We start from the raw sequence: 15,794 nt of genomic DNA, 5'->3' as shown, positions 1-15,794 counted from the left end.
TTCTAAAATTGAATTATAAACATTATTTAAAAAGGCATAGCTTATTAGCTATGCCTTTTTATATGAGCCAATTAGAATTTATAATTTAAACTCAGAATATAAGTTCTTCCACGTGCAAAGTTATAAAGTACAGATTTATCTTTTCCTCCATCTTCACAAGTATTATTTTTACTACAAATTGAATCATTTAAGCTTGAATAATAGCGCTGTGAAGCAGCATCATTGCCTGAGTCTAAAGGATCAACATAACGTTTATCTAGTAGGTTTTGTACTTCAGCTTTGATAATTAAATCTTTAACAGGTTCATAACTTACATGCAAATCTAAAATAATCGGTTGTTTATTAATTTCCTCTGTTTTCTTTATAGCATAATAAGTTCGTTCATGGCTCGTATTTAATTCAAATTGAGAACCGTTAATATAATCTTCTTGAATGGTTGCTCGTTTACTTTTCCCATAGTAACGTGCTGCGATACCAAGAGTTAATTTTTGATCAAACCAGCGAGAGCCAAGTTCTAATCTTCCATAATCTTTCGGTAACATTGAGATACGAGATAGACCATAACCTTGTTTCAGAATATCATCTTTTGATGCGTTGTTAGGACGTGGGCTTGCGTCTGCATAATTGGTTGGTTGATTTGTTCGTTGGTATGCATAAGATAGATTTGCAAAGAAACGTCCCATGTCATAATTTACTTCTAACTCAACACCGCTCTTTTTCACAATAGGCTTATAATTTTGATGAGCAATGGTAAATCTAAATCCATTATTAGCTGCCCAGTCAGGAACAACGCCATCTCTCCACCATACACCATATACATTATGAATATAATTTTTGATAAAGCTGCGATAGCCCACTAGTTTTAAACCTAATATATCTTCTTTAGTGAAAATGCCTTTTTTATAGGTATTAAATCCAAGTTGATAAGTTTCAGCTCGCTCAGGTTTTAATGCCGTATTTACCCCAACGTCAGATGCTTGAGAGAAGAACATTTCTTGAATATTTGGCATTCTATGTGTGCGCGAATAGGTGAAAAACGGCATAAAATAATTATTGATATCTGCGCTAAGTGTTGCTGAGTGATTTATTGCTGTTTTATGTCCTGATTTATGCAAAATCGGTTCATTAATTTGTGTTGGTGTATTTTCGTAACCTACATACTCACCATTAAATGCATAATGCGTAAAATTGACACTATAGTCTAAATGGTAAATTCCTTTAGAAAGTGCGGTATCAAAATAAACAGTTTTAAATTTTTGTTTACCGGAAGGTTGTAAGATCACTGAACGTTGTGGTAATCCGCTTTTGCTTCCTTGGAAGCGACCTAAATAGCTATAGTTTCCTTGGGAGTGTGATTCATTGTTATAAAACAAACTTAATTCTTCAGGAAAACGGTTTTTACTATACTCATTAATAAAGTAGTTAAAGCCTAATGTGGTTTTTAAATCAATTTCTTTTGGCAATAAAAAAGTATAGCTATTGTTAATATCAATAATATTTGCCACATTCTTTGTAATTAATTTATCTTCTACTTGCCAACCAGAAAAGAATGCACCTTTAGGATAAATAGTTTTACCTAAGTTATGTGCTACCATTAGATTTAGATCAAGATAGCGATTATTATTAAAATTATAATTTAATTGATAATTACGATTTTCGATTTTTCGAGAACCAATTTTATTATCAAGGGTACGTATTTGTGCACCTAAGGTATGGTTGTCATCGCCATATTCAAATTTTAATAAATGGCTACGAGAACGAGATTGCAAACTACCTGGCTCAATAGGGGCAACACTATATTGATCTTTATTGCGCTCAAATGAGTCATTTGTAGAATTTACTTCATCCTGTAATTCAGGTATTTCTTGAGGCTGAGTGCCATTTGCTAATTCTTTTAAAATTTTCTTTCTTGTTTCATTTTTATAGTTATCAAGTTGATAGCGAGATGTATTGTAACGTGGCTCATCTGGCGTGTCCTCTTCACTAATATAATCGTAATTTTCTTCTTGTCGTTCAATTCGAGTAATACAGCCTGGTGTTCTTGTTTCTATAGTTCCAGTGAGTTCATCGGTTGTCGTAATTGGGTCTGTATTTCCATTAAATGTTGGATTAGGTGCGTTACAAGACCAATGATTTTTGTTTAAATCAGGTGTCCACTGTCCAGCTGAATTTAAAACATAACCTGCATTGTGGAAATAGGCTTCTTTTTCTTTAGCAAGAATATCTTGTCCAAGCGAAGACAATCGTTCTCCTCCACCAATAAGATAATCTTGTGAAACTTCACGTTGACTGTAACCATATACCACACCAACATAACCACCATTATCCAGCCATTTTCTGCCTGCAGCCATTGTCATAAAATTCGATTTAGTTGCATTGCTCCCCGTCATTCCTTTTACGATGAGTCCAAATGGTTTGTCATCAGTAATAACATCATTAACACCTAGCGTTCTAAAATTGGCACTACCAGATAAGGTATTTACGCCATTAGAACCTGAAAAGTTGCTTTTATTGACATCGACACCAGCAATGAAGTTAGGATCAAGCGATGCACCGAATTGAGAATTACCACCAGATTGACCTGAGTCCATGGCTGTAGAGTAAAAAGTTTGTGTGACTCCATCGACCATAGTATTGACACGACCTAACCCATTTTCGCCACGAATATTAACAGAAACTACGCCAGAGCCTTTATCTTGTTGAGTAAATGCACCAGGGATACTTCGAATGACTTGATCGATAGTCTGGGTTTCTTTAAAAATATGCTCTCGGGTACTTTTCGCTTTTGCTTCCGTAAAAGGTTTTTTATCGTTAGCGACATTTTTTTCTACTACATCAATTTGATCTAATGTTTCTTCAGCTTTTGCATCAACGATAGAAACACTAAGGGTATTGATTAAGCAGAGTGTGATTAAATTTAATTTAATAACTCTCTTCATTACATATCCTTATTGTTTTTTTGAGAAAGATTCTCATTATCTTATTATATTTTGTAAAACTCAATGGTTTTTTATTAAAATTAATATAAAACCGCGAAAAAATGAAAAAAATTAATTTTAAAAGGTGGAGGATAAGTAGAGTAGCTCCTTAACTAAAAAAGCTTATAGGTGCGTGTTTGTTATTTTTTTATTCTTTGTTAATGGATCTTGAGTTAAGTTTGAAAGGTGGCAATAGCGAAATAGAGTGTTTATCTCTATAATACGTCAACTTTTGATAAGTAAAGGATAAGTTATATGGGAACGATTATTACCGTTGATGGTCCTAGCGGTGCCGGGAAAGGTACGCTTTGTTACGCTTTGGCAGAAAAGCTAGGTTATGCGTTATTGGATAGTGGAGCAATTTATCGCGTTACAGCATTAGCTGCATTACAACGTAAAACTGATTTAACAAATGAATTGGCGTTAGCCGAATTAGCTCGTCATTTAGATATTCAATTTATTCCTCAAAATGGCGAGGTGAATATTTTGCTTGCTGGCATGAATGTAAGCCATTTAATTCGCACTCAAGAAGTCGCTGATGCCGCATCTAAAGTAGCTGTGTTTCCAGAAGTGCGGTCAGCTTTGCTACAACTTCAGCAAGATTTTGCGAAAAATGATGGATTAATTGCTGATGGTAGAGATATGGGGACTGTAGTATTCCCGAATGCTCAAGTGAAGTTATTTTTAGATGCGAGTGCTGAAGAGCGTGCAAAAAGACGCTATAAACAGTTGCAAAATAAAGGAATAAATGGTAACTTTGAGCAGATTTTAGCCGAGATAAAAGAGCGTGATTTTCGTGATAGAAATCGAGAGGTCGCGCCTCTAAAACCGGCTGATGATGCTTTATTATTGGATAGCACAACGTTGAGTATTGATGAAGTTATTGATCAGGCGTTAGCTTATATTCAAGAAAAGGTGTCAGTTTCGATTTAACTGTTTGTTCAAGGAAGAATAAGCATTTATCCTCAACCCCGCATTTTATGGATTTTAATGTGGATGTTATTAACTTAAATTAAGAAGATTATTTATATGTCAGAATCTTTTGCTCAACTTTTTGAAGAATCATTAAAAGGCCTTGAAACTCGTCAAGGTTCAATCGTTAGCGGTACTGTAGTAGCTATCCAAAAAGGCTTTGTGCTTGTTGATGCAGGTTTAAAATCTGAGTCTGCAATCCCAGTTGCTGAATTCTTAAATGCACAAGGCGAACTTGAAATCCAAGTTGGCGATACTGTAAATGTTGCATTAGATGCAGTTGAAGATGGTTTCGGTGAAACTAAACTTTCTCGTGAGAAAGCTGTTCGTCACGAATCTTGGATTGAATTAGAAAAAGCTTACGAAGAAAAAGCGACCGTTATCGGTTTAATCAACGGCAAAGTGAAAGGTGGCTTCACAGTTGAGTTAAACGGTGTTCGTGCATTCTTACCAGGTTCTTTAGTTGATACTCGTCCAGCGCGTGAAGCAGATCACTTACTTGGTAAAGAATTAGAATTCAAAGTAATCAAATTAGATCAAAAACGTAACAACGTTGTTGTTTCTCGTCGTGCAGTGATTGAATCTGAAAACAGCCAAGAACGTGAACAAGTATTAGAAAATCTTGTTGAAGGTTCAGAAGTTAAAGGTATCGTTAAAAACTTAACTGAGTACGGTGCATTCGTTGATCTTGGTGGTGTTGACGGTTTATTACATATCACAGATATGGCTTGGAAACGTGTTAAACATCCAAGCGAAATCGTGAATGTTGGCGATGAAGTTACTGTTAAAGTATTAAAATTTGATAAAGATCGTACTCGTGTATCTTTAGGCTTAAAACAATTAGGCCAAGATCCATGGGCTGCAATTGCTGAAAATCACCCTGTAAACAGCAAATTAACTGGTAAAGTAACTAACTTAACAGACTATGGTTGTTTCGTTGAGATCTTAGATGGCGTTGAAGGTTTAGTTCACGTTTCTGAAATGGATTGGACTAACAAAAATATCCACCCATCTAAAGTTGTTAGCTTAGGCGATACTGTAGAAGTAATGGTATTAGAAATTGATGAAGAACGTCGTCGTATTTCTTTAGGCTTAAAACAATGTAAAGCTAACCCATGGACTCAATTTGCTGAAACTCACAATAAAGGCGATAAAGTAACGGGTAAAATCAAGTCTATCACTGATTTCGGTATCTTCATCGGTCTTGAAGGTGGTATCGATGGTTTAGTTCACTTATCTGATATTTCTTGGAATGTATCAGGTGAAGAAGCAGTTCGTAACTACAAAAAAGGTGACGAAGTTTCTGCAGTAGTATTAGCTGTTGATGCAGTGAAAGAACGTATCTCTTTAGGTATCAAACAACTTGAAGAAGATCCATTCAATAACTTCGTAGCGATCAATAAAAAAGGCGCTGTAGTATCTGCAACAGTAGTTGAAGCAGATGCAAAAGGTGCTAAAGTTGAATTAGCGGGCGGCGTTGAAGGTTATATCCGCGCAGCTGATTTAACAAATGAAGTTGCTGCAGGTGATGTGGTTGAAGCTAAATACACTGGTGTAGATCGTAAATCTCGTATCGTTCACTTATCAGTGAAAGCAAAAGATCAAGCTGAAGAAGCTGCTGCAGTTGCAAATGTGAATAACAAACAAGAAGAAGTTGCTATTCCAAACGCAATGGCTGAAGCTTTCAAAGCAGCTAAAGGTGAATAATTAATTCACGTAGTAAGGCTGGGCTCATGTCCAGCCTTATTTTTAGGGCTTATTGCTAATACATTGAAATAATGTATTAGCAATAAATCTTAATTTGAATAATATTAAGGGAGAGAAGACGATGACTAAGTCAGAACTTATAGAAAAATTATTAGCGAAACATCCGACTTTACCCGTAAAAGAAATCGAAAATATGGTAAAAGATATTTTGGAGTTTATTTCTCAATCTCTTGAAAATGGCGATCGTGTTGAGTTGAGAGGATTTGGAAGTTTTTCACTGCATTATCGTAATCCTCGTTTAGGGCGTAATCCCAAAACGGGTGATTCTGTTAAATTAGAAGCTAAATCTGTACCGCACTTTAAGCCTGGTAAAGAATTAAAAGAGCGTGTAGATATTTATTAATAAAATTAAAATGCACGAATATGCCTTTTAAACTACAACGTTTGCCATTATTTAAAAAAGCCATATTTTAAGGAAATGTTATGATTAAATATATTTTAGGTATTGTTATTTTTATTGCTATCGTGTTGGTTGCAATTACCATTGGGGCAAATAACGATCAAGTTATTACATTTAATTATATTGTGGCGGAAAGCCAGCTCCAACTATCCACTCTTGTTGCTATTTTATTTGGATTAGGTTTGATTCTTGGCTGGTTAATCACTGCTTTTTTCTATCTTAAGTTAAAACTTAAAAATATGGCATTAGCTCGCCAAGTTAAGCGCCAAACTTTACAAATCAACGAGTTGACTACTGTGCGCGATAAGGTCGCCTGATGCTAGAATTACTCTTTCTACTATTGCCTATTGCTGCAGCCTATGGTTGGTACATGGGGCAGCGTAGTGCAAAGAAAGATCAAGATGATATTAGTAATAAACTCTCCCGAGATTATGTTACGGGGGTAAACTTCTTACTTTCCAATCAAACCGATAAAGCTGTAGATTTGTTTTTAGACATGCTTCAGAAGCAAGAAACTGAAAATGAAATCGAAAGTCACTCCCAATTTGAAGCTGAGCTTACACTTGGTAATCTATTCCGCTCTAGAGGCGAAGTTGATCGTGCATTGCGTATTCACCAAGCTTTAGACCTTAGTCCTAATTATACATTTGAGCAAAAATTACTCGCAAAGCAACAGCTTGCTAGAGATTTTATGGTGGTTGGTTTTTTTGACCGAGCTGAAAATCTTTATATTTTACTAGTGGATGAACCTGAATTTGCAGAAAATGCTTTACAGCAACTTTTACTGATTTATCAAAAAACTAAAGAATGGAAAAAAGCGGTTAATATTGCTGAAAAACTCGCTAAAATAAAACCACAAGAGAATAATATTGAACTTGCGCAATGTTATTGTGAATATTCACAAAGTTTAGAGCCTGAAAGTGCGGTTGAAAAACGCAGTGTTTTACAAAAAGCTTTGTCGGTTTCTCCTACTTGTGTTCGCGCTTCTTTATTACTCGCAAATTTAGAAATGCTTGAAGAACAATATCAACAAGCTGCAAAAATACTAGAAAATGTTTTAGAGCAAAATCCAGATTATACGGGTGAAATTCTGTCACCTTTAAAACATTGTTATGAAGAATTAAATCAGTTAGATAACTTTGAGTTATTCCTAATTCGTGCTGGCCAAATTACTAATAATGATGAAGTAGAGCTAGCTTTGGTTAAATTAATTGAAGAAAAAGATGGAAAGTCTGCTGCTCAAGCTAAGCTTTATCAGCAACTCACGAAAAAGCCAAGTACTTTAATTTTCCATCGTTTTATGCAGTATCAAATTGATGATGCAGAAGAAGGGCGGGGAAAAGAAAGCCTAATTTTATTACATAAAATGGTTGGTGAAAGAATTAAGCAAACATCGGCTTATCGTTGTACAAATTGTGGTTATCAAATCCATAAGCTATTGTGGAATTGCCCATCTTGCCGTCAATGGGAAAGTATTAAACCAGTTTCAAGTCAAGAACATAATTAATTGATACTCAGCGAGGTAACATTATGACAAGCAAAATTATTGTGGCATTGGACTATGAGAAAGAAGCAGAGGCTCTTGCTTTAGTTGATCAAATTGATCCGAGTTTGTGTCGATTAAAAGTGGGTAAAGAAATGTTTACTACACTTGGTATTAATTTTGTAAAACAATTACATCAACGTAATTTCGATGTTTTCTTAGATCTTAAATATCATGATATTCCAAATACTGTAGCAAGAGCGGTCCGTTCTGCAGCTGATTTGGGTGTATGGATGGTAGATCTGCACGCAAGTGGTGGGCTACGAATGATGGAAGAAGCTAAGAGAATTCTTGAACCTTATGGGAAAGATGCGCCATTGCTTATTGCTGTGACGGTATTAACCAGTATGGAAGATTTGGATTTATTACAAATTGGGATTAATGCATCGCCAATGGAACAAGTTTTACGCTTAGCTCATTTAACCCAACGAGCAGGTTTAGATGGTGTAGTCTGCTCCCCTCAAGAAGTTGAAATTTTACGTAACGCTTGTGGAGAAGAGTTTAAATTGGTGACACCAGGTATTCGTCCAATTGGAGCGGATTTTGGTGATCAACGACGTGTGATGACGCCTACTGCAGCAATTCGTGCAGGTTCAGATTATTTAGTTATTGGACGCCCAATAACTCAAGCGGATAATCCTGCGGAGGTTCTCCGTTCTATTAATGCATCTATTGGGTAATTATGATGTCAAATTCTGTTTTAGTGTATTCAACAGATGTGGGGCGAATTAAAGAGGAAAAGGCTTCTGTAGTTCGCCCAAAAGGAGACGGTGTTGTACGTATCCAAAAACAAACGAGTGGTAGAAAAGGTGCGGGCGTATCCGTTATAACTGGTTTAGATTTATCCGATGAGGAATTGAAAAAATTAGCGGCTGAATTAAAAAAACGTTGTGGATGTGGCGGTTCAGTTAAAAATGGAATGATTGAGATTCAAGGTGAAAAGCGTGATTTGCTCAAGCAATTGTTAGAGCAAAAAGGGTTTATCGTTAAATTATCAGGTGGATGATTAAAAAGGCGCATTAGCGCCTTTTTTGTTAAAGATTTAAAATTTCTTTAACGAAAGGAATTGTAAGATTTCGTTGTGCTTGTAACGAGGCTTTATCTAGTAGATCAAGCGCTTCAAATAATGTGTGCATGTCTCGCGCTAGTCGTGTAAGTAAAAAATTTGCAGTTTCGTCAGATAATTGGAATCCTCGTTGGTAAGCTGCGAGTTGTAGTACTTTGATTTTTTGTTCGTCTGTTAATGAATTTAATTGATAAATTTCCCCCCAAGTTAGGCGAGAGTTTAAATCAGGCAATTTTACAGAAAGTGCGGAAGGCGATTTATCTGAACTAATAAGCAAAAGCGTTTTTCCGCTCGCTTTAATTCGATTGAAGAGATCAAAAATAGCTAATTCCCATTCATCATTTCCGATCACACTTTGTACATCATCTAGACACACTAATTCTTGCTGTTCTAGATTTTCAAGAACTGCGGTAGAAAAATATTGAGATTTGCTGAGCGGTACATAAATAGCAGTACGTTGATTGATTAAATATTCGTTAGTGAATGCTCTAAGCAGGTGAGTTTTTCCAGAACCTTTATTTCCCCAAATATAGAAAAACTGTTGTTTTAATTCAGATGAATTTTTGCGTAAAGAATCGAGCAATAAAAGATTATTATCGCCGTAAAAGTTTTCTAATGTTGCATCATCAATTTGATGAATGGGTAAGGGAAGCTGCTTATTCAAATATTTATGTATTACAAGATTATAAGTAAGAAAAAGGGTTAAATTGGTATTTAACCCTTTTAAAAGGAATCTTATTCTACTTCATTTTTTGCTTTCGGTAAAACAAGGTTTAAGATGATAGCAACAATCGCGCACAAGCTGATACCTTTTAGTGATACGTTACCCACATCTACAAACATATTGCCGATACCAAATGTCATGACGACAGAAATAATACACAGATTACGTGCTTCGGTAACATCAACTTTGCCACGAATTAAGGTGCTCATGCCCACGACTGCGATTGAACCGAAAACAAGCATCATAATTCCACCCATTACAATAGTTGGAATCGTTGATAGGAATGCGCCTACTTTTCCACAGAATGAAATAGCAATAGCCCAAACCGCAGCCCAAGTCATAATATTAGGATTGAAATTTCGGGTTAACATTACGGCACCAGTTACTTCCGCATAGGTTGTATTTGGTGGGCCACCCACTAAAGATGCTGCTGCAGTCGCTAAACCATCGCCTAATAAAGTGCGGTGTAATCCTGGTTTTTTTAAAAAGTCTTTACCTGTCACAGAGCTGATTGCCATGATGCCACCCACGTGTTCTACTGCAGGTGCAATGGCAATGGGTAACATATAAAGAATAGCTTCTAGGTTAAATTCAGGCGCAGTTAATTTTGGTAAGCTGAACCAAGGCGCATCAATCACTGGTTGGAAATTAATTAAACCTAGGAATAAACATAAAATATAGCCCGCAGTAATACCAAACATAATTGGGATGAGTTTCATCAATCCTTTGGCAAATACTGCCACAGATAAAGTAGTAAGAAGCGTTACCATTGAAACTAATACCGCATCGTTATATGCATAAGCACTGTTTTTGCCTAATGACATATCAACTGCCACAGGGGCTAGTCCCATACCAATGATAATAATTACTGGGCCAACTACAATCGGTGGGAAAATGCGTTGTAACGCTTCTGTTCCGCGTAATTTTACTAACATGCTCAGTGCTAGATATACAAGCCCAGCGGATGCTAAACCACCCATAGTGGTCGCAATGCCCCAAGTTTGAACACCATATTGAATCGGTGCGATAAAGGCAAAAGATGAGGCCAAGAAAATAGGAACTTGTTTGCCAGTGCAAAGTTGGAAGAGTAGAGTGCCAACGCCGGCGGTTAATAATGCAGTATTGGAATCAAGGCCTGTAATTAATGGTACAAGAACGAGCGCGCCAAATGCGACGAAGAGCATTTGTAGGCCAACGAAAGATTGTTTTAATTTGCTTTGATTTTCCGCTAGGGAAGGAGGGATTTGGTTTGTCATTTAGTTTCAACTCTCTGTTTGAATTAACTTAAAAAGTGCGGTCAGTTTTTCTTGTGTTTCACGCACGGAAAAAAGACGGCTTAAATGCCGTCTTGTTTTGGGGATTATTTTGTCCCAAAAATTTTATCGCCCGCATCACCAAGACCCGGAATAATGTAACCTTGTTCATTTAAATGGCTATCAATAGAAGCGCAGTAAAGTTCAATGTCAGGATGTGCAGCCTCAAGAGCTTTAATTCCTTCTGGTGCAGCCACTAATACTAATACTTTGATATGTTTACAACCTTTTGCTTTTAAAAGATCGAGGGTTGCAATCATAGAACCGCCTGTTGCAAGCATTGGATCCACCACAATTGCAAGACGTTCTTCTAAATCGCTGGCTAATTTTTGGAAATAAGGGACTGGCTCAAGGGTTTCTTCATTACGGTAGATACCCACTACACTGATACGTGCGCTTGGTACATGTTCAAGTACACCATCCATCATACCTAAACCTGCACGTAAAATTGGCACAACCGTTACTTTTTTACCTTTAATTCGATCGATTTCTACTGGGCCATTCCAACCGTTGATCGTTACTTTTTCAGTTTCTAAATCAGACGTTGCTTCATAGGTTAATAGGCTACCGATTTCTGTTGCTAGTTCACGGAATTTTTTTGTATCAATCTCAGCTTCACGCATCACACCTAGTTTGTGTTTTACAAGTGGGTGTTTTACTTCAACCAGTTTCATTTTCACTCTCCTTTTGGCGCTTAAAAAACAAATTGACGAATTTTAGATTAAAAACATACAAAATGGTAGAGCTTAATAAAAATATTCTGATGATTTTATAAATTTGACAGGGAAATTGTGAGGGGAAAACACAATATTTTTAAACTGGTCGAATACTCTCTATATCTAATTTTGCATCAAACTCATTAAGTAGAATTTGTAATTTACTATCTTTTTGCAACTCATTTTGAGCCTTTTCCCGCAATGCTTGATAAATATTGCGGCGATATTCAATTGGCGTCGTGACATTGCTATCATCAATATTAATTGTTAATCGAATATTTTTACCTTGCAATTTGCTTAAAGCTTCAACCAAATTTTTTATACTTCTGTCTTGGCGTAAATGAGATTTTTCTGAATGTAGTCCAAGATTGATTTCATCATCGGTTTTGTTTTGTAAGAAACAATTTAACGCTAATTCTTTGCTAAATCCTGTTACGCCAGAACGCTCAACTATATCTGCCCACTCATCTTGTTGTTGAGTTTGGGTGATGATTTTTAAACGTAATTCAGGCGTAATATCTTTCAAAATCGCCTGTTTTATATCAGAAGGACGAACGCCTGTATCGGCTTTAGCAAGTTCTGGATTGCTCCATTCCCAACGATAGGTGTCAGCACTCAAGATTTCTTGCTCATCTTGAGCAATTTCTACATTATCACCACTTGAATTTTCTTCTGTACTATTTTCTTGTGAAGCTTGTGCGGCATTTGGTGGTGATGTTGGCTTTTCTATGTGCTTGGGCTTCGGTTCAGACATTTCTCGCACGGGAAGTGCGGTCATTTTTTTATGAGATTTTTCTTCATCCAGTTCTTGGATATGATGTAAAGTTTCACTTACAACAGCTAATGATTCAGCTTTGTGTTCTTGACGTTCTTGGTTTTCCAGTTGTGTTAAATGTTCAAGTGCATCTAAAGCTGAAAGGCTTGCCAAATTTGGAATGCTTGTTTTATTTGGTTTTGCTTGAGAATAAGCTGATTTTATACTTTGCGACAGTACTGGCACATCTACATAATTACCTGTATTTTCAACCGCACGTGGAGTTGATGGCGGTGGAGTAATTGTCGTGTTAGCCTTTGGTACTGCCGTAAGGAACTTTGGGTGAAATGCCAATGCCCTCAATAATGTCATTTCTGCGCCAATACGACGATTTGGCGCATTTGATAAATCTTTTCTACCAGAAACAATGACTTGATAAAAAAACTGAACATCTTCTGGAGAGATATGTTTGGCTAAAAATGAAAAATGTTCATTGTCATCTGAAGATTTTTGTGGAAGAAGTTGCATGAGTGCAATTTTATGTAATTTTTCTGCACATTCGCCAAGTAATTTGTCCCAATCGCCTGCTGCATCTGCAACTCTTTGCAGTGTTCGCATTAAGAGTTCACCATTGCCTTGATGTAAGGCATATAAAATATCAACAGAATAGTTATCGTCAAGCAGCCCTAACATATTGCTTACAACACTATTCGTAACTTGTCGGTCGCCCATTGCAATGGCTTGATCGGTTAAACTTAAGCTATCACGAATACTTCCTTGCGCCGCTTTTGCAAGTTTAACTAATGCAGGTTCTTCAAAAGGAATATTTTCTTGTGTCAAAATATGGGCAAGATGCTGGGAGATTTGGGTTTCATCTAATGCTTTGAGATGAAATTGTAAACAGCGAGAAAGGATGGTTATAGGTAGTTTTTGCGGATCCGTTGTCGCGAGTAAGAATTTTACATATTCTGGAGGTTCTTCCAACGTCTTGAGCAATGCATTAAATGAATGACGGGACAGCATGTGGACTTCATCGATTAAGTAAACCTTAAATCTTCCGACAACAGGTTTATATTGCACGTTATCCAATAATTCGCGCGTGTCTTCAACTTTTGTGCGGGATGCCGCATCAATTTCAATTAAATCAATGAAATTGCCTTGCTCAATGGCTTTACAATTTTCACATTCACCGCAGGGCGTTGCGGTTACACCATGTACACAATTTAATCCTTTTGCAAATAATCTGGCAATAGAGGTTTTCCCTACACCACGCGTGCCTGAAAAGAGGTAAGCGTGATGTAGTCGATTATCTTTTAATCCATTTGCTAATGCCGTGATAATGTGTTCTTGCCCAACGACATCAGCAAATGTTTTTGGTCGCCATTTTCTGGCTAAGACTTGATAGCTCATCGAATCCTTAATTAATGACCTTCAAAATTGACGAGTGTATAGCAATCAACGCCCAAATTATTTAAGCGTTTTTCGCCACCTAATTCAGGTAAATTAATCACAAATGCAGCGTGTTTTACCACTCCACCTAAACGTTGCACTAATTTTACTGTTGCTTCAACGGTGCCACCTGTTGCTAATAAATCATCAATGATTAAAATATTGTCACCTTCTGAAATTGCATCAACGTGCATTTCCAAAGTATCTTGACCATATTCTAGTTGATAAGATTGAGAAATGGTTTTGCGTGGTAATTTTTTAGGTTTACGTACTAATTCAAAAGGTAAACCTAGTGCTAAGGCAACGGGTGCGCCAAAAATAAAACCACGAGATTCAGTTCCAAGCACTTTGGTAATTCCTTTGTCTCGATATTGTTCCACAATAAGATCTATTGTTGCTTTAAAAGCTGCTGGAACTTCTAAAAGGGTAGTAATGTCGCGGAAGATAATGCCTTCTTTCGGATAGTTAGGAATAGATTTGATAGAAGATTTAATTAAATCAAGTTGTGTAGTCATAAATAATGCTCAAAAGTGCGGTAAAAAAGAAACGTTTTTAGGACGGTATCTTATCATAAAAAAATAAAAAGATAGGAAAATAAAAATCCCCAATAGGGGATTTTTATTTAGGTTTGGATTTATAATTTTAGCTGAATTAAAACTTCTTAAATAGAAATTATTTTTTCTTCGCTTTTGCATTTGGAAGGTCAGTGATTGAGCCTTCAAATACTTCTGCAGCTAAACCAACAGATTCGTGTAAAGTTGGGTGAGCGTGGATAGTTAATGCAATATCTTCTGCGTCGCAACCCATCTCGATGGCAAGACCGATTTCACCTAATAATTCACCACCGTTAGAACCTACGATTGCACCGCCAAGTACACGATGAGTATCTTTATCAAAGATTAACTTCGTCATACCTTCTGAACATTCGGATGCAATAGCGCGGCCTGATGCTGCCCAAGGGAATTTAGCTACTTCGTAGTTTAAGCCTTCTTGTTTACATTCTTTCTCAGTTTTACCTACCCAAGCTACTTCTGGTTCAGTATAAGCAATGGATGGAATCACTTTAGGATCAAAGTAGTGTTTTTGTCCCGCAATGACTTCTGCAGCAACGTGGCCTTCGTGAACACCTTTGTGCGCTAACATTGGTTGACCAACAATATCGCCGATTGCAAAGATATGTGGCACATTGGTGCGCATTTGTTTATCAACATGAATGAAACCACGATCATCAACTTCAACGCCAGCTTTACCTGCATCAATCAATTTGCCATTTGGTACACGACCGATAGCGACAAGCACCGCATCATAACGTTTGGTGTCATTGCATGCTTTGCCTTCCATTGAAACGTAGATACCATCATCTTTTGCTTCAACAGCGGTTACTTTGGTTTCAAGCATTAACTTGAATTTTTTCTCGATTTGTTTGGTATAAATTGCAACAACATCTTTATCCGCTGCTGGGATAACTTGGTCGAACATTTCTACCACTTCAATTTCTGAACCTAATGCGTGGTAAACTGTACCCATTTCTAAACCGATGATACCACCGCCCATAATGAGAAGTTTTTTAGGTACTTCTTTTAATTTAAGCGCATCCGTTGAGTTCCAAATACGTGGATCTTCATGTGGAATAAATGGTAATTCAATTGGGCGAGAACCTGCTGCAATAATCGCATTATCGAATTTAATGGTAGTTGGGTGACCATCACGATCGCGAGCCACTAAAGTGTGAGGATCCGTAAATGCTGCTAAACCTTCAACCACAGTGACTTTACGCGCTTTTGCCATACCTGCTAAACCATCAGTTAATTTAGCGACAACTGCTTCTTTACCTGCACGAACTTCATCTAAATCAATTTTTGGCTCGCCAAAATAAATACCATTTTTGCTTGCGTGTTTTGCTTCTTCAATCACTTTTGCTACGTGCAACAATGCTTTAGACGGGATACAACCTACATTTAAACATACCCCTCCAAGAGTTGAATAACGTTCAACTAATACAGTTTCTAAGCCTAAATCCGCACAACGGAACGCCGCGGAATAACCTGCTGGGCCAGCACCAAGTACGACGACTTGGGTTTTAATTTCTTTACTCATTTTTACCTCGTAAAA

At 36.9% G+C, this 15,794-nt stretch carries 14 protein-coding genes; 7 read left to right on the top strand and 7 right to left on the bottom strand.

All coding sequences use genetic code 11. The features are described from left to right. Window positions 1–71: 71 nt before the first annotated feature. Window positions 72–2,939, bottom strand: coding sequence for a TonB-dependent receptor domain-containing protein (locus DV415_RS02365; protein ID WP_114908865.1), 2,868 nt, complete (start codon window positions 2,937–2,939; stop codon window positions 72–74). A 294-nt stretch (window positions 2,940–3,233) separates the two neighbouring features. On the opposite strand from DV415_RS02365, the gene cmk reads away from it, so the two are divergent. From cmk to yciH, 7 genes are all read left to right on the top strand, one after another. Then, the gene (cmk, locus tag DV415_RS02360; RefSeq protein ID WP_162790775.1) at window positions 3,234–3,911 is read left to right on the top strand and encodes a (d)CMP kinase; all 678 of its coding nucleotides are present in this window, start codon (window positions 3,234–3,236) and stop codon (window positions 3,909–3,911) included. 96 nt (window positions 3,912–4,007) lie between these two features. Continuing rightward, window positions 4,008–5,657, top strand: coding sequence for a 30S ribosomal protein S1 (gene rpsA / locus DV415_RS02355; RefSeq protein ID WP_005630739.1), 1,650 nt, complete (start codon window positions 4,008–4,010; stop codon window positions 5,655–5,657). Window positions 5,658–5,760: 103 nt separating this feature from the next. Continuing rightward, entirely contained in the window at window positions 5,761–6,060 is a 300-nt protein-coding gene (locus DV415_RS02350; RefSeq protein WP_479680705.1) for an integration host factor subunit beta, read from the top strand. Between the two features lie 80 nt (window positions 6,061–6,140). Then, on the top strand, window positions 6,141–6,434 hold the full coding sequence (locus DV415_RS02345; RefSeq protein ID WP_005628856.1) for a LapA family protein: 294 nt from the start codon (window positions 6,141–6,143) through the stop codon (window positions 6,432–6,434). After that, window positions 6,434–7,624 (top strand): lipopolysaccharide assembly protein LapB, encoded by a 1,191-nt coding sequence (gene lapB, locus DV415_RS02340; RefSeq protein ID WP_118784844.1) that lies wholly within the window; start codon window positions 6,434–6,436, stop codon window positions 7,622–7,624. The genes DV415_RS02345 and lapB overlap by 1 nt, the downstream gene beginning before the upstream one ends. 23 nt (window positions 7,625–7,647) lie before the next feature. Beyond that, window positions 7,648–8,340 carry an orotidine-5'-phosphate decarboxylase gene (pyrF, locus tag DV415_RS02335; RefSeq protein WP_118790611.1) on the top strand — a complete coding sequence of 231 codons (693 nt, stop codon included), beginning with the start codon at window positions 7,648–7,650 and terminating at the stop codon, window positions 8,338–8,340. Between the two features lie 5 nt (window positions 8,341–8,345). Next, window positions 8,346–8,666: a stress response translation initiation inhibitor YciH gene (yciH, locus tag DV415_RS02330; RefSeq protein WP_118790610.1), complete on the top strand. Its 321-nt coding sequence runs from the start codon at window positions 8,346–8,348 to the stop codon at window positions 8,664–8,666. Between the two features lie 28 nt (window positions 8,667–8,694). Here the strand turns inward: yciH and hda are convergent, their stop codons facing one another. The 6 genes from hda to lpdA form a co-directional block, all read right to left on the bottom strand. Then, the gene (gene hda, locus DV415_RS02325) at window positions 8,695–9,390 is read right to left on the bottom strand and encodes a DnaA regulatory inactivator Hda (RefSeq protein ID WP_118790609.1); all 696 of its coding nucleotides are present in this window, start codon (window positions 9,388–9,390) and stop codon (window positions 8,695–8,697) included. 71 nt (window positions 9,391–9,461) lie between these two features. Further along, window positions 9,462–10,706: a nucleobase:cation symporter-2 family protein gene (locus DV415_RS02320; RefSeq protein WP_118790608.1), complete on the bottom strand. Its 1,245-nt coding sequence runs from the start codon at window positions 10,704–10,706 to the stop codon at window positions 9,462–9,464. Between the two features lie 104 nt (window positions 10,707–10,810). Further along, window positions 10,811–11,437, bottom strand: a complete 627-nt coding sequence (gene upp, locus DV415_RS02315; RefSeq protein ID WP_013525717.1) for a uracil phosphoribosyltransferase — start codon at window positions 11,435–11,437, stop codon at window positions 10,811–10,813. 139 nt (window positions 11,438–11,576) lie between these two features. Further along, entirely contained in the window at window positions 11,577–13,643 is a 2,067-nt protein-coding gene (gene dnaX, locus DV415_RS02310; RefSeq protein WP_118790607.1) for a DNA polymerase III subunit gamma/tau, read from the bottom strand. 11 nt (window positions 13,644–13,654) lie between these two features. After that, complete coding sequence (gene apt, locus DV415_RS02305; protein WP_118790606.1) at window positions 13,655–14,197, bottom strand: adenine phosphoribosyltransferase; 543 nt, start codon at window positions 14,195–14,197, stop codon at window positions 13,655–13,657. A 157-nt stretch (window positions 14,198–14,354) separates the two neighbouring features. Continuing rightward, window positions 14,355–15,779: a dihydrolipoyl dehydrogenase gene (lpdA, locus tag DV415_RS02300; RefSeq protein ID WP_118790605.1), complete on the bottom strand. Its 1,425-nt coding sequence runs from the start codon at window positions 15,777–15,779 to the stop codon at window positions 14,355–14,357. Window positions 15,780–15,794: the final 15 nt, after the last annotated feature.

The organism is Haemophilus haemolyticus (genome assembly GCF_003490595.1).
Taxonomy (GTDB): Bacteria; Pseudomonadota; Gammaproteobacteria; order Enterobacterales; family Pasteurellaceae; genus Haemophilus; species Haemophilus haemolyticus_L.
The sequence above is the reverse complement of the archived record's forward strand: the minus strand, read 5'-3'. Positions and strand labels throughout refer to the sequence as shown.